This window comes from Haloarcula sp. H-GB5 (assembly GCF_054850705.1).
Map to the genome: position 1 here is coordinate 1,368,575 of NZ_JBTWBG010000002.1, position 17,673 is coordinate 1,386,247.

Annotated in this window: 17 protein-coding genes and 1 tRNA gene; 9 read left to right on the forward strand and 9 right to left on the reverse strand. The window is 54.2% G+C overall.

The window, feature by feature from the left end; all coding sequences use genetic code 11:
- The first annotated feature begins 80 nt into the window (after positions 1–80).
- Both ACYJ11_RS14985 and ACYJ11_RS14990 read left to right on the forward strand, forming a co-directional pair.
- Positions 81–1,094, forward strand: a complete 1,014-nt coding sequence (locus tag ACYJ11_RS14985) for a DUF1616 domain-containing protein (RefSeq protein WP_461648341.1) — start codon at positions 81–83, stop codon at positions 1,092–1,094.
- A gap of 116 nt (positions 1,095–1,210) precedes the next feature.
- Positions 1,211–1,744, forward strand: a complete 534-nt coding sequence (locus ACYJ11_RS14990; RefSeq protein ID WP_461648342.1) for a metal-dependent hydrolase — start codon at positions 1,211–1,213, stop codon at positions 1,742–1,744.
- Between the two features lie 129 nt (positions 1,745–1,873).
- On the opposite strand, the gene ACYJ11_RS14995 is transcribed toward ACYJ11_RS14990, so the two are convergent.
- From ACYJ11_RS14995 to ACYJ11_RS15010, 4 genes are all read right to left on the reverse strand, one after another.
- Positions 1,874–2,014, reverse strand: coding sequence for a hypothetical protein (locus ACYJ11_RS14995; RefSeq protein ID WP_005534211.1), 141 nt, complete (start codon positions 2,012–2,014; stop codon positions 1,874–1,876).
- Between the two features lie 192 nt (positions 2,015–2,206).
- Positions 2,207–3,799 (reverse strand): PGF-CTERM sorting domain-containing protein, encoded by a 1,593-nt coding sequence (locus ACYJ11_RS15000; protein WP_461648343.1) that lies wholly within the window; start codon positions 3,797–3,799, stop codon positions 2,207–2,209.
- Positions 3,800–4,127: 328 nt separating this feature from the next.
- Positions 4,128–5,402: a PGF-CTERM sorting domain-containing protein gene (locus tag ACYJ11_RS15005; protein ID WP_461648452.1), complete on the reverse strand. Its 1,275-nt coding sequence runs from the start codon at positions 5,400–5,402 to the stop codon at positions 4,128–4,130.
- 769 nt (positions 5,403–6,171) lie between these two features.
- Positions 6,172–6,255 (reverse strand) — tRNA-Leu (locus ACYJ11_RS15010).
- Positions 6,256–6,454: 199 nt separating this feature from the next.
- On the opposite strand from ACYJ11_RS15010, the gene ACYJ11_RS15015 reads away from it, so the two are divergent.
- Both ACYJ11_RS15015 and ACYJ11_RS15020 read left to right on the forward strand, forming a co-directional pair.
- A complete protein-coding gene (locus ACYJ11_RS15015) occupies positions 6,455–6,937 on the forward strand; it encodes a DUF309 domain-containing protein (RefSeq protein WP_461648344.1) in 483 nt (160 codons plus the stop codon).
- Positions 6,938–6,982: 45 nt separating this feature from the next.
- On the forward strand, positions 6,983–7,771 hold the full coding sequence (locus ACYJ11_RS15020; RefSeq protein WP_461648345.1) for a M14 family metallopeptidase: 789 nt from the start codon (positions 6,983–6,985) through the stop codon (positions 7,769–7,771).
- Positions 7,772–7,818: 47 nt separating this feature from the next.
- On the opposite strand, the gene ACYJ11_RS15025 is transcribed toward ACYJ11_RS15020, so the two are convergent.
- Entirely contained in the window at positions 7,819–8,178 is a 360-nt protein-coding gene (locus ACYJ11_RS15025) for a hypothetical protein (RefSeq protein ID WP_461648346.1), read from the reverse strand.
- A 231-nt stretch (positions 8,179–8,409) separates the two neighbouring features.
- On the opposite strand from ACYJ11_RS15025, the gene ACYJ11_RS15030 reads away from it, so the two are divergent.
- Entirely contained in the window at positions 8,410–9,714 is a 1,305-nt protein-coding gene (locus ACYJ11_RS15030; protein WP_461648347.1) for an acetamidase/formamidase family protein, read from the forward strand.
- 21 nt (positions 9,715–9,735) lie between these two features.
- Here ACYJ11_RS15030 and ACYJ11_RS15035 read toward each other — a convergent pair whose 3' ends face one another.
- Positions 9,736–9,996: a ubiquitin-like small modifier protein 1 gene (locus tag ACYJ11_RS15035; RefSeq protein WP_461648348.1), complete on the reverse strand. Its 261-nt coding sequence runs from the start codon at positions 9,994–9,996 to the stop codon at positions 9,736–9,738.
- A 236-nt stretch (positions 9,997–10,232) separates the two neighbouring features.
- Here ACYJ11_RS15035 and ACYJ11_RS15040 point away from each other — a divergent pair, with 236 nt between their 5' ends.
- Positions 10,233–10,799 carry a hypothetical protein gene (locus ACYJ11_RS15040; protein WP_461648349.1) on the forward strand — a complete coding sequence of 189 codons (567 nt, stop codon included), beginning with the start codon at positions 10,233–10,235 and terminating at the stop codon, positions 10,797–10,799.
- A 39-nt stretch (positions 10,800–10,838) separates the two neighbouring features.
- On the opposite strand, the gene ACYJ11_RS15045 is transcribed toward ACYJ11_RS15040, so the two are convergent.
- Both ACYJ11_RS15045 and ACYJ11_RS15050 read right to left on the reverse strand, forming a co-directional pair.
- Positions 10,839–11,546 carry a LolA-like protein gene (locus tag ACYJ11_RS15045; RefSeq protein WP_461648350.1) on the reverse strand — a complete coding sequence of 236 codons (708 nt, stop codon included), beginning with the start codon at positions 11,544–11,546 and terminating at the stop codon, positions 10,839–10,841.
- A 364-nt stretch (positions 11,547–11,910) separates the two neighbouring features.
- A complete protein-coding gene (locus ACYJ11_RS15050) occupies positions 11,911–12,426 on the reverse strand; it encodes a metal-dependent hydrolase (protein WP_461648351.1) in 516 nt (171 codons plus the stop codon).
- A gap of 332 nt (positions 12,427–12,758) precedes the next feature.
- On the opposite strand from ACYJ11_RS15050, the gene ACYJ11_RS15055 reads away from it, so the two are divergent.
- Positions 12,759–13,913, forward strand: a complete 1,155-nt coding sequence (locus ACYJ11_RS15055; RefSeq protein WP_461648352.1) for a glycosyltransferase family 4 protein — start codon at positions 12,759–12,761, stop codon at positions 13,911–13,913.
- Here the strand turns inward: ACYJ11_RS15055 and ACYJ11_RS15060 are convergent.
- Positions 13,910–15,049 (reverse strand): glycosyltransferase family 4 protein, encoded by a 1,140-nt coding sequence (locus tag ACYJ11_RS15060; protein WP_461648353.1) that lies wholly within the window; start codon positions 15,047–15,049, stop codon positions 13,910–13,912. The two genes, ACYJ11_RS15055 and ACYJ11_RS15060, sit on opposite strands and share 4 nt — an antisense overlap.
- 103 nt (positions 15,050–15,152) lie before the next feature.
- Here ACYJ11_RS15060 and ACYJ11_RS15065 point away from each other — a divergent pair, with 103 nt between their 5' ends.
- Positions 15,153–16,703, forward strand: a complete 1,551-nt coding sequence (locus ACYJ11_RS15065) for a hypothetical protein (RefSeq protein WP_461648354.1) — start codon at positions 15,153–15,155, stop codon at positions 16,701–16,703.
- A 234-nt stretch (positions 16,704–16,937) separates the two neighbouring features.
- Positions 16,938–17,645, forward strand: a complete 708-nt coding sequence (locus tag ACYJ11_RS15070) for a glycosyltransferase family 2 protein (protein WP_461648355.1) — start codon at positions 16,938–16,940, stop codon at positions 17,643–17,645.
- The last annotated feature ends 28 nt before the right edge of the window (positions 17,646–17,673 follow it).

The following is a 17,673-nucleotide window of genomic DNA, read 5'->3' on the forward strand; positions in this document are numbered from 1 at the left end:
GAACCAGTCGCAGTCATATACTGTGACAGAAAGCGACGTAATCAGCTATTTTTTTACCGCGCCGACATGACTCACTGCTAATGGCTGAAACCAGGGCGTGGAAACTCCTCTTGCCGCGCCAACTCCGCCACCTCCCGGCCGATCTGGCAGGAGTCATCGGCGTGGTGATTCTGACGAATCTGGCTGCCCTCCTGCCGGTCGTCTCCGACACGCCGGTCCGTATCATCGTCGGACTCGTGTTTGTCCTCTTCATTCCCGGCTATGCGTTCATTGCAGCGCTGTTTCCGGAGGCCGGGAGCGGACCGAATGCTGACGATGAAACTGTCGCGAATCATGAGGCTGACGGGATTGACGGGATCGAACGGACTGCACTCTCGTTCGGACTCAGTATCGCCCTCGTTCCGCTGGTCGGACTGGTGTTGAACTTCACGCCGTGGGGCATCCGCCTGCTTCCGATTCTCGTGTCACTTAGCGGGTTGACGGTCGTGTTGACCGCTGTCGCGGCTGTTCGACGCTGGGCGTTGCCCGCCGATGAACGGTTTCGCGTCCCGTACCGTGCGTGGCTCAGTGCCGGACGTGCGGAGTTGTTCTCGCCGGCCTCACGGACGGACGCTGCCCTGAACGTGCTATTGGTCCTGAGTATCCTGCTTGCGGCCGCCAGCGTTGGCTACGCGGTCACAGTACCAAAGGACGGCGAGCGGTTCAGCGAGTTCTACCTGCTGACCGAAGACGAGGACGGCGAACTCGTCGCTGACGGCTATCCGACGGAGTTTCAACAGGGCGACGGTCGCTCGTTGATCGTCGGTATCGGGAATCAAGAACACGAACGGACGGAGTACACCGTTATCGCCGAGTTACAACGCGTCGAACGCGTCGGCAACGAGACCCGGGTTCGGGAACGATCGGAACTGCGGCGTTTCCAGCCGACGCTGGGACACAACGAGACTTGGCACCGTCAGCACGAGGTGACACCCAGAATGACTGGCGACAGGCTTCGGCTCCAGTACCTGCTGTACCGCGGTTCACCACCTGAAACTGTGGACCAATCGACCGCGTACCGGGAAGTCCATCTCTGGGTGAACGTAACCGGTTAATCCACGTTCCCGTAGAGGGCAGAGCTAGCCCAAATAAACGGGGCTGGCCCACTGCCTACTCTCTGAACACCGAATCCGGCGAACAGCTTTTGTTTTCTCGGATCATTCGATTCACGGTGTACCCCACAGGCCACTTCCTCCTCGCAGCCGTTCCGCTGACGATATATACGGTGGTTCGGTGGCGTCACCTCCCGTCCGGGCCGATGGTACTGCTCCTGCTTGTTGCGACGCAACTCCCGGACGTAATCGACAAGCCGCTCGCGTGGACGTTCGCTATTCTTCCGAGTGGGCGTATGCTAGCCCACTCGCTGGTCATCTCGCTCCCCGTCCTCACCGTCGTTGTACTGCTGGCTGCCCGCCGTAGCTACGGGCGGTACGCAGTGGTGTTTTCTGCCGGCTACCTCTCGCACATCGCCGGCGACTTCTATCCGATTGTGCGGCTCGGAACTGACTACTACTTCTTTCCGAACCTGTTCTGGCCGCTGTTGTCAGCAAACCCCGATGGAACGCCGTCGTTTGCGGCGCATTCGCCCGACAGTCTACTCTCGCTTGCCGTCCCCCTGATCGTCTTCGGACTGGCCGTCAGCTACAGTCTCGTGACGGTGTACCAGAGATACGAGCAGGTCCCAGCCGAAATACCACAACGGTAATACGTTCACGGCCGGCAGTCGTTGCCACTGAAGCAGTGGGTCTCAAGCGGCGGGTTTCGGGCTATCCGTCAGAGATCGTGGCTGCTGTTCCCAACACTGGAGAGAGACGGCTAAAACGAAAACGACTGTTCAGACTGGGGCCGCGGATTCGATCGGCGTTTCGCCGCAGTCGACACAGATGTACTCTTCGTCAACGGTGAGCACAACCGGTGAGTTACACTTGATGCACTTGATTTTCGCCGCACGAGATGGCTTTGCGTAGTCCCCCATTGTATGTACCTTACACAGTCATGTTATATGTAAAATTTCATAAAATTATCCCTTTCAGCAACATTGTGTCTGTAACCGCTAGTGACATGATAGTTCAGTTATCCGGGAAACGTAGAGTTCGGATTGGTATACAGCGGGGAAAGAAATCGCGTCAGAGAATAACCGAAGCCGCTGCGTAACCTGTCGAGTTCGTTAGTCCCGTCGTGCCAGGAACCCGGCACCTAGCAGTGCTAGCACCGCGACGAGGACGGTGAAACCGGGACCACTCGATTCCGTGGTTTCGACCGTTCCAGTTGTGGCTGTCTCATCGGGTTGCTGTGCCCCACCTCCTGCGGTCGTAACTGTTTCCGTCGGTTCCGTTCCGACTTCAGTCTCGGTACCGTCGTCGGTTTCAGTGTCAGTCGTCGCTTCGTCCGTCGTGTCTTCTTCAGTGCTCTCGTTATCGGAGTCGTTGTCGTCGTCGGAGTCGTTATCGGAGTCGTTGTCGTCGTCAGAGTCGTTATCGGAGTCGTTGTCGTCGCTATCGTCATCGTCATCGCTGTCACTGTCATCATCGTCGCCCGAATCCGTCTCGTTCGACTGTGACAGTGTGACCGTTCCGGTGGCGGAGTTGATCTCGTCTGAGTCTTCGCCAATGGCGATGTGCACGTACGTGTACGTCCCGTTTGGCCAGGAGTCGAGCGTTTCGACATCGACGGTCGTATCGGGGGCATCAGATACCGTCGTCGCAGAGGCATGCATCACGTCATCACCGGTCGAATCCGGTGATGCTTCGGAGAGAACGAATCCGAACAAACCGACCAATCCCGCCGACGGCATCGCTCCTGCCGTCGTCGTGTCCACATCGGTGAAAGTGGCGTCATCATCGGTTGACGAGACGCCGTTGACACCGTCGAAAGAGTTCTCCACCGTGACCTGGTCTTCCGAGAAGTTCTCACCGATTTCGCCGGTCACACGGACGGTGCTCGTCCGCTGTTGGAGTTCGTCCTCGTCGAGTACCAGCACGGCGTGCGTGACAGAATCGTCGTCCAGTTCGGTCTCGATATCGAGCGAGACGTTATCGCCAGCGGTGATATTGTCGGAGGGGGCATCGACCGTAGACGCGCTTTCCTGAACCAGCGTCTGTTCGACGCCGACGACAGTCACGTTCCCATCGGCCGTAACATTGTTGTCCGAAACGGACAGGCCCTGTCCGTCATCGACAGTGACCAGGATAAAGCCGTAGGCACCACCCGAGTCAGGTGTATACGACGTTTCGAGCACCCCGTTATTGTCTATCGAACCGACCCCTTCCGCGTCATCTAGCAGTTCGACCGAGTTGGCGTTGGAATCGTTCGTAAAGATATCAACCAAATCGGTTCTGATACTTCCTTCGCTAAACCCGGACGCAGATGGGTCTTCAGAAAGTCTGACAGCGAGCAGTTGCGCCTCATCGCCGGCAAGTCCCGTCGTTCCAGCACCGGTCGTTGATTCGAACGTCAGATCCACTGATTCGCCCGTTTCGTGAATCGTGTACTCTTCTCTGTTGAGGGGGACGTCACCGGTCTGGGCGGACTCGATGTTGATATACGTCTCCGGGGCTGCTATCGTCGTTGGGCCGGTTGAGGACGTCCGAAGCGGGAGCAGCGACCGTTCCCAGACGTCCACGTTTTCCGTCACTGCTCTCGTTTGCTCTTCATCGACTGGCGTTGCCGCTGCCGACGTTACCGACAAGGGCGCGGCTAACACCAGCAGCACTGTAATCGCACAAATTACAGTTCGTTTTCCTTTTGTTGTTTTATCCATTACTGAATTTTTTCGGAGGGGTATGGTATAATTCTTATGCAGTGACATTCGACGGTACACAGTATCATATCAAGGTTACAAAACACGTAGACACTGTCTGGGAATTTTACAGCGCAAATCATGGATCGTGTCCCGGTAAGTTACCCTATTCGTATTTGTGAAAACGGTCCGAATTGACGTGTTTTTGATAGTAAGGACTCGACAGTGGGCCCGGGTTTAACATCAGTTATCCAATATTTGCCGCGTCATTGAGTAGAATCCGCACACGTCGGCGCACAAAGAGGTGCTGTGTTCGGTGGCCTCAACCAGTGAAGGCCGCCCCAATCAGTTATTCCGCGTCCTCTTCGTCGTCTCCAGTATCATTCTGTCCGCCACCGTTGTCCGGAGGACCGCCACCGTTGCCCGGGCTACCACCGTTATCAGGGCCGCCGCCCGGACTCACTGCCACCGTGCCGGTATCCGAGTTGATACTCCCTGTTTCGTTACCGACTGCGACGTGGACGTACTGATACGCACCGTTTGGCCAGGAATCCAGGGTCTGGACCGTCACGTTGGCGTCAGCGTCACCGCTGACAATCGTTGTAGAGGCATGGATAACGTCTCCGTCAGCGTCCGATTCGGCTTCGGAAACCACCGTGCCGAACAGCCCCGGTAACCCGATCGAAGGTATCAACTGGTTCTCGGAGAGGTTGAAACTCCCCAGTATAGTGTTGCTCCCGACTGTTCCGACACCGCTGACAGCATCGAAGGAATTCTCGACGGAGACCTGGTCAGCGGAGAAACTCTCGTTCAGTTCGCCCGATACAGTCACCGTACTCGACTGCCGCTGGAGTTCGCCCTGTCGGACCAGCAGGACCGCGTGGGTAGCGTTTTCGTCTTCCATCTCAGTGTCGACAGCCAGCGTGACGTTGTCACCGGGGTTGACCGGGTTCTGGGTCCGCTCGACGTTCGAGGCGTTGTCCTGCACCACGGCCTGTTCGACGCCGACGACGGTCACGTTCCCATTGACGGAGACGTTGCCGTCCGACACCGATAGCCCGTCATCACCCTCGTCGACAGTCACCAGAACGAAGCCGTATGCGCCGCCCGATTCGGGGGTGTAGGACGCCTGCAGTTCGCCATCCTCGTCTATCGTGTCGACGCCTTCCGCGTCATCGAGTAGCTCCGATGACGTGGTGTCCGAGTTATTTGCGAAGACATCTTCGAGGAAAGCGCCGGAAATGTTGCTGGCGTTTACCCCTGCCGTAGTCGGTGCTTCATCCAACTTGACAGCCAGCAGTTGCGCCTCGTCGCCGGCGAGTGCTCTCGTTCCAGCGCCGATCCTTGGTTCGAAAGACATGTTTATCGACTCGTTGCGCTCATGGATCGTCACCGTCCGCTTGTTGAGCGGTAAGTCGCCAGTCGCAGCTGATTCGACGTTGATGAACGTCCGCGGTGCCACTATCGTGGTCGGCCCTTCTGACGTCGTTCGAAGCGTGAGCGGGGACCGCTCCCACACGTCGACGTTTTCGGTCACCGAGATCGACTGGCTCTCAGCAACTGGGGTTGCCCCAGCAGTGGTCGTCACTGATAACGGACCAGCGAGTACCAACGCGACCGCCATGACGAAGATGACAGTCGTTTTTATTATTGGTGTTTTTACCATTACAGAAACATTACTGAAGCCTGTGATATATTTCTTGTGCAGCGGTACTATTTTGGGGCCTTCACAAGCCCTCTATACCGACATATACTATGAACTGGAGTGAAATTGACTGTTTTTCTGTAGTTATGAGTTTGTGACAAATAGCTACAGATAAGATGGTAATTAACCGATGGTAAAAGAGTCTATATAGTATCTCAGTAACTGTAGCCTGTGGTTAGAGTTGTACTTATTGAACTGATCTGGTACAATTTATTAGAGAGTCGGCTCATCGGGCAGGCGTCACAGGCTAGTTACCGAGGGGTGGCTAAATGTGTGCGCCGCGATTCCACCCGGTCCCAACGAATACTCGGAAGCATGACATCGACCTGTTTTCGGTCGATTGTGACGTGGCGGACATTCCTCGGAATCCAGTCTGGACAGAGCATAGTGAACGGTATCGCTGAGACGCGTCTCTGGCACATCGGTTCGGAGAATTGCGAGGGAAGATCGCTCCGTGCGAGTCTTCCGGCACCGGTCGGCCGTCGTCTTCGCAGCGAGATACCATCGGGGTCGATGGCGTACTCGCGACCGTAACGAAGGCCGCTCACTGTTTGCGAGGGACCGTGTCGGTCCAACAGTGCGAGGGAAGGGATTTGAACTACGCGGAGACGGGCAACCGCCCCGCCTCCTCTCGTTCAAACCCTTCCGCGTGCATCCTTCAGCGCCGCGCTATGCGGCCCCTATGCGATGCGAGGGAAGGGATTTGAACCCTTGGACCCCTACGGGAGCGGATCTTGAGTCCGCCGCCGTTTCCTGGCTTGGCTACCCTCGCACGCGTATTGCATTCGGTACACATGGCGGTACGGTATAAATGTCGTACGGAAGCGACTCAGAGCCAGTGGGACACTGTATCATTAATTGAAAGCGTTTACACACTGGTCGCACTGTTGCGTGGTCAGTGGTAACCTTTGATGCCCACTGGGGCCGATCGAACCGGTGGTTTGACCCACCGGCGAACCAATAGCATAGGCATGGACGACCACACGCGCGACCCGACCGTCGAGGCCCCCGAGGGGAACCCATCGGGCTGGCGAACCGACGGTCAATGGGAACACGAGACGCTCAGGCGAGCCGTCGTCCACGGCGTCCGTCTGTACAACTCCGGAGAGTTCCACGAGTCACACGACTGCTTCGAGGACGAATGGTACAACTACGGCCGCGGGAACACGGAAAGCAAGTTCCTCCACGGCATGGTGCAGGTCGCCGCTGGCGCGTACAAACACTTCGACTTCGAAGACGACGACGGGATGCGGTCGCTGTTTCGCACGTCGCTGCAGTACTTCCGTGGCGTCCCCAACGACTACTACGGCGTCGACCTGCTAGATGTGCGAACGACGGTAACGAACGCACTGTCGGACCCGTCGGCGCTGCACGGCTGGCAGATCCGTCTCGACGGCGAGCACCCGACGTGTCGCCCGGAGGACATCGAGTTCGCGGAGTCGCTCGAACATTGACTGAATCCGGATAATTCTAAAGGCTGGAAGCGTTAGCATGGACAGATGCGAATCGAGCAACTGGGAGACGGGGTTCCAGAGGTGGCCGTCGTGGGGAGCATCCACGGCGACGAACCGTGCGGTCGGGACGGTATCGAAGCCGTCCTTGCCGACCCGCCGGAGGTCGAGCGACCGGTCAAATTCATCATCGCGAACGAGGCCGCCCTCGACGCAAACAAACGATATCTCGATACGGACCTCAACCGATCGTTCCCAGGCGATGCTGACGGCGAATCACACGAGGAGCGGTTGGCCGCGGCTCTCGCCGCAGAACTTCAGGACTGTACCGTGCTTTCGCTGCACTCCACACAGTCCTACGACGGAATGTTCGCCCTCGTCGACGATCTCACGTCGGAAATGGAGACCCTCTGTAGTGCCCTTTCCGTGGACGCCGTCGTACAGACGAAAGGTGCAAACGAGGGGCGATTGTTCGCGACGGTGGACTCCGTCGTCGAAGTCGAGTGTGGCTACCAGGGCTCCGCGGAAGCCGCCGAGAACGCGGAGCAGGTCATCCGGGAGTTCCTCGCCGCTACCGGCGTTACCGCTGCGTCACCGCTACAGCGAGAGACATCACTTCCGGTATTCCAACTCGGCAAGCCGATTCCGAAGTCGGCAGCCGACCAGTACGAGGTGTTCGTCAGAAACTTCGAGCCTGTGCCCGAGGGAGACCCTGTGGCAGCAGCCGATGACGAAACCGTCGTTGCGGAGGAGCCCTTCCACCCGGTGTTGCTCTCAGCCTACGGCTACGAGGACGTGTTCGGCTTTACCGCGGATCGGATCGGGATGCTAGACTGACGCGGGGTTATAGCGGGAATCGGTCCAGTCGGTATCTCACTGTCGGATCAGTCATCGTTCTGGGCGAAGACGTCGTACGAGGTATACTCGATCGTATCCGGGTCGTCCGCAAGAACCGGGGCAAGTAGTTCGTCCTCCCAGCGGAGCCACGCATCCGGATACGCCGACTTCGGGAGCGGATCGTCGACAGGCCCCCAGACAGCCTCCCAGCTAGCCTGACTCTCGTACACCCAGACTGCTGCGAACTGGTCCGTACGGCTTCCCTCGATGCCACGCCCGATCCGATAGTCGACCAGTCCGGGGATGTCATCGAAGAGATTCTCGTCGACTGCCGCCGTAACTGCGTCGCGAAAATCGTCGGGGCTTGCCGAGTCAGCTAATTCGTACTGGTGGATGCTTACGATCATCCTGTAGTGTCGATTTCGTTTTCTGTCACCATTGCTGTGTTCCCTGGCCCAGAATCCCTGGCCGCTTGCAGTGGCCCAACTGCTACGTTTTGCGATGGCACAGACGGATTTGTACTCAAGCAGTCGGCCAGCCGCCGTCGTGGTCAAACCCCGTTTATTAGAGAGGCTACAGGTCAGCACACCACGCACCACACCATGATTTATTCTCTCACAGACCGTGCTTGAGAATGTATGTCAGAGCAAATCCAGCAGGAACTCGACGTCGACCGGTTCACACTGGGGCTCGTCGGACCAGATCAGGAATGGGCCGGCACAGTGGCCGATGGCGGGACCGTTCGCACGCACACGCCCCCGGCGTGCTGGGGGCCGATGATTACCCCCGAGTTCCGTGGCGGCCACGAGGTGACACGGCCGATCCGGGTCGAGAACGCCGAACCCGGTGACGCGCTCGTCGTCCACATCAAGGATGTCAAAGTGACGAGTGTCGCGACAAGCACGGGCAGCATGGCCGAACGCGAGGACGCCTTCGGGAGCGACCCGTTCGTCGACCACCGATGCCCGGAGTGTGGGACCGAGTGGCCCGAGAGCGTCGTCGAAGGCACTGGCGAGGACGCGATTCGGTGTGCAGAGTGTGGGGCCAACGCCTCGTCCTTTGGCTTCGAGTTCGGCTACACCGTCGCGTTCGACGAGGACCGCTCTGTGGGGCTCACCGTCGGCCCCGATGGTGCCGCGGACCTCGCAGAGCGCGCCGACGAGGCGATGGCACTGCCCGACAACTCTCGGCAACACCCGATTCTGTTGTACAAGCCCGACGAAATCCCGGGAACGCTCGGGCACCTCCGCCCGTTCATCGGGAACATCGGGACGACGCCGTCGGTCGAGTTCCCCGATTCACACAACGCCGGTGACTTCGGCCAGTTCCTCATCGGGGCCGACCACGACTGGGGGCTCTCCGATGAATCGGCCCTGAACGCCCGTACGGACGGTCATCTGGACTCGAACGACGTCCGGCCCGGCGCGACGCTCATCTGTCCAGTCGAGATAGACGGCGCGGGCCTCTACGTCGGTGACCTACACGCCAACCAGGGCGACGGCGAACTCTCGCTTCACACGACCGACGTGAGCGGTCGCACCGAACTCGAAGTGAGCGTCATCAAGGACCTCGACATCGACGGCCCGCTCCTGCTCCCGAACGAGTCGGACCTGCCGGATATCGCCAAGCCGTACACGGATGCTGAGCGGGAGGCAGGCGACGCCCTAGCCGCTGAGCATCATGTCGGCGATGTCGTCGATGCAGCGCCGCTCCAGATCATTGGGTCCGGCGCTACAATCAACGACGCCACCGAGAACGCGTTCGCACGGGCCGGGACGCTCTTCGGTATGTCAGAGGGAGAAGTCCGAGCGAGATGCACGTTCACTGGCGGTGTCGAGATCGCCCGACTGCCCGGCGTCGTGCAGCTCTCGATGCTCGCCCCGATGGACCTCCTCAAAGAGCGGGGCCTCGCTGCTACCGTCCGCGAACAGTACGACCTGTAGTTGAACGGCGGCCGTTGGCGCTCACCCACCGCGCATCGCCGGGAAAAGCTCGATCGTCGCGTCGGGTGGCACCCGCTCGTCACGATCAGCACTGTCGCCGTCGACCATCACGCGCACACTCGGTCGGAGGTCACCGCCCTCATCGACCAGCTGTGATTCGGCCCGCGGATACGCGTTGACGAAGGCCGTAATCACGTCTCCAACAGTGTCGCCATCGACAGTAACCTCGACTGTTTTCGCTCCTGTTGCCGCCCGGAGCGGCCCGTACACGGTCACGTCCACACTGCCCAGTCAGGTCCCAGACCGCAAAAAGATACGTCTCCTTTCAGTGTCGCCGCTGGATATGAACTGGTTCACTGACAATACAGCCCGACTACATCGGATACTCCGTCCCGGTTTGTGCAAATGCTATCGCGATTCGAACTGGAACCAAACCAGTAGAGTGGCCGGCTGCGATGACAGAAAGCAAACATACAGAAGAGGTTTACAACCACAGTTGAAACCGAATAATTGCTACTATGCCCTCCAAGCAAGCCGTCAGTAGCCTCGGGAGTCTGCTCGCCGTACTCGGGCTCGCCGGGGTCGCAACAGCACAGCCTACAGCCCCGGGTGGTAGTGTGGGCCCGGCGTTCAACGTCGTTCTCCGATTCGGTGTCGGGTTCGTCATTCTCGCAGTATTAGGTGCTGCAGCCGCCGCTATCGGGCCGAGATACACAACTAACGCCGTGCGGGAGATTCAGGACGACCTCGGCGGCGCAATCGGCTGGGGAGTCCTCGTCGGCATTTTCGTCCCCATCGGGCTGGTGATACTCGCACTGACAATTATCGGGGCGCTGATCTCGATCCCCGGGTTGCTTCTCATCGGCATCCTCAGCATCGTCGGTACCGGCATTACTGCCGTCTGGGTCGGGAATTCGGTCATCGGCGATGAGGGAACTGTTAGCGCGATAGATGGCGTCGCCGGCGGACTGTTACTGGCCGTCCCCTTCGCAATTCCAGTCGTCGGCGGCCTCCTCCTCAACCTCATAGCGCTCGTCGGCCTCGGTGTCGTCGGACGTGGGCTGTACGAGGACTGGACGGACTGAGCGAGTGTTCGCCGACGGTTGAAGCGGTTTCTCTCGGGTTCAGCTCGCACCGGGACACCCGAGTTCGTGCGGGTCGTCGTACACCTCTGGCGGAATCGAAATGGCGGTTGGGTCACCGTACTCACTGTATTGGACCGTGATCGTGGCAGTTGCAGTCGCGCCACGCTGTGAGATTTGTATTCTAAGTTCCGACTGTACCGGTCGGTTCGTTTCCGGATCAAGCCAGAGTTGCGCTGTCGCGTTCTCAAGCGAGGCGCGGTTTAGATCCATGTCACCAGCCTGTCGGCGATCCATGAGTGATTCGATAGTCTCGGCGCTCGGGGACGCCGTGACAAGGACAGTCCGGTTGCCGTCGAGCGTCTCGTTGCCCCGCCAGTAGACGTTCGAGCGTTCGAAGAGCAGTAGTTGCCGATGGAGCGGCGTCGCGGTCGCCCACGGATCGGAGCGCGATACGTTCTCGACGGCGTAGCCGCCCCAAGGGTCCTGACAGCCCTGGTACGCTTTGTACCCGTCGACATAGGACTCGATCGTCTGGTCTTGCATCCGCGTCGTCGCTTGCATCCGTTTTGCCGAGACGTTTACCGCACCATCTCCGTCGACTCTCACGGTCCGTGATTGCTCACCATCCGACGCTGTCACGTGCATCTCCATCTCGAATCGGTACGCTTCGACGGCGGCGACAGTGCTGTTCGCCTCCTCGACAGCCGCGACGGCTCGTTCGTCGCTCGGTGGCGGGGTATCAGTCATGAATGTCCCACACCCGGCAAGGAGGGAAACGATGCATACGGCGAGGACCAATCGTCGCATACAGTGTTCTCGCTCGCCCGTCCGTCTAAAATCTCATGGGTCTGATTCGACAGTCTAGCAGCCGAAAACAGCGCCCTCGCTACACTATAGGGGAAGCTCCCGGCAGAATGGGGTCACTCCGTCGTCAGTAACTCCAGTTTCCCGTCTACGCGCTTGGGTTGCAAGCAGGTGGAGAAACAAGCACAGAATGCAAGCGAACAGGCCGCTCCGGTTGGGACTGCTGTCGGTCTGGCAATCGTCTCCGGAGAATCGTTATTTCCGACCTGATATGCAGTATTCAGGCTCTAGCGTGGTGCAGACACCACTATCTACTGTCGAGTTGGGCTTGCAGGTCCACGGCTAGCACGTACGCCACCAGCATCAGGACGAGCACCGAAAACCCGGTCCAGAGATGCAGATTCACTGCGCCCTCGCCGACCCACTGTGGGACTGGCGAGCGTGCGACGGGCGGTTGGAGCGGCCAGAGCAAATCCGACGACACGTACAGGTTCGGCGGCAGGATTTGTTGATTATCGGCTACCAGATGTGAGAGGTGGGCGAACGCAAACGCCGTTCCAAGTCGAGTCCGGTCCGTTCGGATTGCGTATGCGATGACGACAATCGAGAGCGGAATCGCGAACGGGAGCGAGTGCATAAACACCCGTCCGGAGGGAATGAGATGAAGTTCGTACGCTAACGGCTTGTCGATGATATCTGGGAACTGGCTGCCGAAGAACGTAACCGCGACCAGCTGGAGCGACGGGAGCTGTCTGTCCCGGAGGAGTGCGTACACTGCGACGGGGAGGAGGGCGATGATGAAATGCTCGCTCGGGAGGACCATTTTCTGGTTAGTAGTGCTGAGGTCGTGTGCGAGGAAATGCCTTGTGTGGGATGGGGTTTTGCGTTTGCTATTACGGTGAAAGAGTCAGTTCATACTGGTCGCTTCACAGATACTGTGTTGAGGGGTCTGAGCATTTGGGATATATTAGAATGCTTGATGAACCCTTACAGTAAAGTGAACTTGTGGACTACATCGTGCAAGGTAGAACTACCGGTGATGTGCTTGAAAAAGTATATTTGACTGATCATCGCAAACGTCGATGGACATGAGAACAATATGGTGTTAAATTATCGCACGGTTGATGGCCGTTTTTGTGACATGGAATGTACAATATGAGCCAGAATGACGATCAGAGTCAAGATCCGCTAACAATTATTGCGATAAATAAAAAGAGTTGGAAGAATCAGCAGCCAGGTGGGGCGGAGATAAATCTCGAACAAACTCTTACGCGCTTGAGCAATTATGGCCATGATGTGCATCTTTTGACCGGAGGAGAAACCAACAGACCACGTGAGGAAGTAGCAAATGGTGTTAGAATCAGGCGCGTTGGGCAGTTTGACCTTCCTTCTCCGTGGGACATTATTATCACGTATATCTTAGTCAATTTATACTATTATGTAGCATCGCGAAAAATATCTCCTGATGTCATCTATACCGTGAATTCCCCCTTGCCTTGGATTATAATATCACAGATACCAAAGGTTAGCATATACCACCATCTAACACTAGATTCTTTCTCCGAGACCCATCCGTTCCCACAGAACATTATCGGATATTACTCCGAACTGCTGGGTGTGTATATTGACCGAGGAAAACACGTGATTAGTGTAAGTCCTAGCACAACTGATACGCTCTGTTCAAGAGGACACCAACGCGATAAAATCCACGAGATAAAAAACGGACTAAACCATGATGCGCTTCAACCGGGACAGGATCGGGATGAGCCGTCAATATTATTTATTGGAAAGTTGGAACGGTACAAAGGCGCTGACAGGCTGCCTGAAATTCACAAATTAACGAAGCAAAAGCTCGAAAAAAGTATTAGATTGGATATCGCTGGGCGCGATGGACCTGAAAAAGATCTGCTGCAGAACTACTGTGAAAACAACAATGACGCAGTTTTCCATGGATATGTGTCAGAATCAGAAAAGGTTGAGCTACTTCAATCGGCTTGGGTCCTCGCTGTCCCCAGTCGGGTGGAGGGGTACGGAATTGCAGTTATTGAGGCAAACGCCTGTGGCACACCAGCAGTAGGAGCTGATGTTGAAGGGGTGCGTGACTCTATTATCGATGGTAAGACAGGATTACTCAGTGATGCAGGGGATATAGACGAATTCGCAGAAGACATATCTAGTATAATAGAAAATATGGAATTAAGACATTCACTGGAGGGTGAGGCTGTAAAATGGGCAAAGGAGCATTCATGGGGCAGGGCAGCATCTAGTCTTGAACATACCTTCTACCTCGTTGTGAACAAGAACAACTAGATCAGTTTTTCCATTTCTGTTGTAGTTTTTTCCACTGTTTTGGACCATAGTAAATCTTCTTCATGTAGCACGTCCCGACCATCAAATGATAGGTTCCCATCAGATTTAATTTTATTAGCAAGCTCGACGATATTTGATGCCATCTCATCTATGTCTCCCGGCTCAAACGTCCGTCCCGCCTTTCTAGCGATTGATTTGATTTGTTCCAACTCACTCACTACGATAGGAGTTTGGGTTGAGAGAGCTTCCATCACAGTTCGTGGGAATCCTTCTGACCGGCTCGGTAATACAAACACATCAGAAGATCTGTAAATTCTTGGCATGCACTCATATTCTACGTGACCCAAAAATTTCACAGAATCACTTACTCCCAACTCTTCTGATAGCGATTTTAATTCTTTCTTCAGTGGGCCTGTTCCACAAATATACAGATTCGCATCAATACCGCTTTCTGATAACATGTGGAACGACTTGATAGCGTCCTGTGGACGTTTTCCCTCTACCAACCTTCCGACAAATAGTATCCCCAACTTCTCATCGCATATCTGTTCGGATTTCTCACCTGTTGGTGAGAATCGATTTTGATCAACTCCGTTAGACACGACGACGGCAGGAGTATCCGTGATTCTGCTGATTCTTGTCTTCTCTTCTTGAGTATAGCACAGAATTTTCTCTGCACTATTGAATGTATATCTTCCAATTGTTTCTAAATGAATGTGTGCTAACCAACTTGGGACGCTCTGTGAAATCAACGAATGATTTGTAATAATCATCGGTGTAGACCGTCTGCGGGAAAGGAAACCAGCAACATTTGATGCAGAATAAAAATGTGCATGTGCATGCAAAATATCGTATTCACTTACTACCCGCTTAAGGTCGTTGTACAATCTAACGGATACATGATTCCCTAGCGGAGAGACTGTGGCAGGGTATGATATTTTCTGATACCCCGAACATTCTTCGCGTACAATCTCATCAATGTCATCCCTGATTGTTACAACAGTTACGTCGTGGCCGCTGTGGGCCTGATCTCTACTCAAGGCGTGAGCATGATATGCGCCACCACCAACCACTTCCGGAAAGACTTCTTGGGAAATCCTGAGAATACGCATCTGATCAATACTGTGGTAGTACACAATTAGATATATACATAACGGACGCTTGAGGCCCATTCAGGATTTAACACTTTTACCAGTAGACGATCTAACGTTTATCTAACGATCGCTACACTACAATACTATGGAAAATAAGTCTGCAGCCAGGATGTGGAAAGTTCTAGGGATATTGCTAAGTCTCATACCAGCACTTTCGATATTTTCAGTGATCCCCACCACATACCAACGCGATGTTTGGTTTTCGGGTGATTCAGTAGTAACAAGGCACATTGTTATGCATGGACAGATTCCCAGACGGGAGTCCGAAATAGCTACAGGTTTGTCTGGAACGGCCGAATTGCCTAGCGGCATTTCATCTTCAATCGACCATTTTTTTAAACCAACTCTCCAAGCAATTATATCAATAACAACCGGAATGAGTCAAAATTTACTATCCTCATCCACACCGTTCTATTTGTTAATAATACTTGTGAGTACCTGTCTCTTATTACGGATTCTTAATCAAAAACAGTATGCCTTCATTTTTGGACCTCTTCTAGGTGTAGCACCCGTGTATACAGTGAACGGTTTTCTCAGTTTGAACGTACTTCCACGGTTTGTGATGTTCGTTGGTATTTTATCACTTATCTTGTATTTTGATGAATCCCGTTTAGCTGCCTTCCCAATTATATTAATCTCAATTTGGTTAGGAATACAGAAACCAGAGATATGGGCAATATTTTCAGCCACCCTTGTATTGGGTTGTCTGATCAAGAGCGCAGTTAGTAAGCGGTATTGGTTTGTCGTATCTTCCCCTATTGTTACCACGCTAAGTCTCCTTCCGGTGATCTTCTCCTTTTCAAATTATCAGTACTATCTGGCCAAGGTGGTATCGGGTCTTGTTTACCTTAGATTCTCTTTACCAACCAGTTCAAATAGTGTTAAACCACCGTACGTTTTAGCTCATAAGTCATACGGCCTCATCGCTTTCGTTCCAGTCGCATGTTTGGGTGTCATTGGTGGTGTATTGTTCATTCGTCGAATTTTACATCAGGTGTCCGGCCAAAATAATAATGTAAGCGGAAGCGACATTGTAATATTCAGTTGGGGTACAGCGGTATTGATGATAAGTGTGTCATTCTTAGCATCTGGCACATTTTATGTTATTACAAGAACTTACACACTAGCGTTTCCGCTAGTGTTAATCGGTGCCGCGATCTATATTAGCAGGGTTAAGAAAGACGATTTATTCTATCCAGATGCACATACCTTTATAATTATTATTGTATTCGCATGCGTGATTTTCTTGCAAGTGAGTACACCACACGCAGATATTAACACGATTAACGATGATGCCTCTGCTTGGGGAGAGTGGTCTCAGGACTACGCGTCCGAGTTGGTAGTACTCGGGGACAGAACTACGAGTGCTGTATTAGCTGATCATAATCACTACCTAGGTAGACAGCCAACTGATGTCCAGTCGCATAGGTTGACGTTCTATGAAAACGATTTCGACTCTTTCAACGACCACACCGATTCACACTCAGACATGGTCGTACTATACGACAGTATGACCAATGATGGGTTGTACACGCAAAACTTTGCAAAGATCCCTATTACCTCTTCTTCATATAACACGAGGGTAACCAACAGCCATCAAGTGTATTCAAATGGCGAATATCATGTTCTGTTATGAGACTGTCTAAAATTGCAGTAGTTACATATATTCTGCTGCCGGTGGTTGGATATCTATATGTGCGTGAAGTTTTCCCCTGGTGGACAGTTGTATTCTTGGCCCTTTCTTATATCGCTCTGTTCAGTATTGTCCAGTTGTTAAATAAGTATGGTTAGTCATGGATCGGTAGCCGATCATGAGGCAAACATACAATGATTGAAGTGGCATAGTGACCTCGTACATATCAATCAAATAATGAAGTATTCAACGGTAAATCTGGATGAGATTGATCTTGATGTCAGGTCAACCGGTGGTACGCCAGAGATCTCTGTGGTAATACCTACAATCCCCAAGAGTAGCCACAAACGTGTTGTTGAAGATTTGAAAAGCCAGCATTTTGAAGCAGACTATGAGATAATTGTTGTAAACGACAGTAGCATCAACGCTTGTCAGGCGAGGAACGCAGGCCTTCTTACCGCGGATTCACCGATTGTCGCTTTCACCGATGATGATTGTCGGATTCCTTCAGATTGGCTACAGAAAATCAGTAATAGTTTCGATGACAACACTATCTGCGTGGAAGGCAGTGTGAGTGGGGGTATAAATTACGAAGGTGAGAGAGGATACCTAACCTGCAACTTGGCTGTCGACCGACAAAGTGCGATTAGCGCTGGGGGGTTCAATAGCGAGTTCAGCGGTTGGCGGGAAGACACAGAGTTCGGGTGGAGGATGGAGCGTGATGTCTCTGGAGAATGTAAATACAACGAGGGAACCCATGTTGTCCACCCAAAAGCTTCTAGATCAGATTATGAACATGATAAAGAAGTCAGGTTGCGACATCGCTTCCCTGAACGGTATGATTCTGTTATGAACAGTAGCTATACAGACATACTATACAGAAAGTTGAAGAGGCTTGGAGTTGTCGATTTAATTAACCTATTTAGGCATGGTGGACGACACTAGCAACAAAGAATTAGATCGCTCTATGGAC

Coding starts and splice junctions, on each gene's coding strand:
- ACYJ11_RS15005 (WP_461648452.1), bottom strand. CDS start 5,402: ATGGCGGTCGCGTTGGTACTCGCTGGTCCGTTATCAGTGACGACCACT.
- ACYJ11_RS15040 (WP_461648349.1), top strand. CDS start 10,233: ATGCCCTCCAAGCAAGCCGTCAGTAGCCTCGGGAGTCTGCTCGCCGTA.
- ACYJ11_RS15025 (WP_461648346.1), bottom strand. CDS start 8,178: ATGATCGTAAGCATCCACCAGTACGAATTAGCTGACTCGGCAAGCCCC.
- ACYJ11_RS15030 (WP_461648347.1), top strand. CDS start 8,410: ATGTCAGAGCAAATCCAGCAGGAACTCGACGTCGACCGGTTCACACTG.
- ACYJ11_RS15015 (WP_461648344.1), top strand. CDS start 6,455: ATGGACGACCACACGCGCGACCCGACCGTCGAGGCCCCCGAGGGGAAC.
- ACYJ11_RS14985 (WP_461648341.1), top strand. CDS start 81: ATGGCTGAAACCAGGGCGTGGAAACTCCTCTTGCCGCGCCAACTCCGC.
- ACYJ11_RS15070 (WP_461648355.1), top strand. CDS start 16,938: ATGAAGTATTCAACGGTAAATCTGGATGAGATTGATCTTGATGTCAGG.
- ACYJ11_RS15000 (WP_461648343.1), bottom strand. CDS start 3,799: ATGGATAAAACAACAAAAGGAAAACGAACTGTAATTTGTGCGATTACA.
- ACYJ11_RS15020 (WP_461648345.1), top strand. CDS start 6,983: ATGCGAATCGAGCAACTGGGAGACGGGGTTCCAGAGGTGGCCGTCGTG.
- ACYJ11_RS15055 (WP_461648352.1), top strand. CDS start 12,759: ATGAGCCAGAATGACGATCAGAGTCAAGATCCGCTAACAATTATTGCG.
- ACYJ11_RS14995 (WP_005534211.1), bottom strand. CDS start 2,014: ATGGGGGACTACGCAAAGCCATCTCGTGCGGCGAAAATCAAGTGCATC.
- ACYJ11_RS15050 (WP_461648351.1), bottom strand. CDS start 12,426: ATGGTCCTCCCGAGCGAGCATTTCATCATCGCCCTCCTCCCCGTCGCA.
- ACYJ11_RS15045 (WP_461648350.1), bottom strand. CDS start 11,546: ATGACTGATACCCCGCCACCGAGCGACGAACGAGCCGTCGCGGCTGTC.
- ACYJ11_RS15065 (WP_461648354.1), top strand. CDS start 15,153: ATGGAAAATAAGTCTGCAGCCAGGATGTGGAAAGTTCTAGGGATATTG.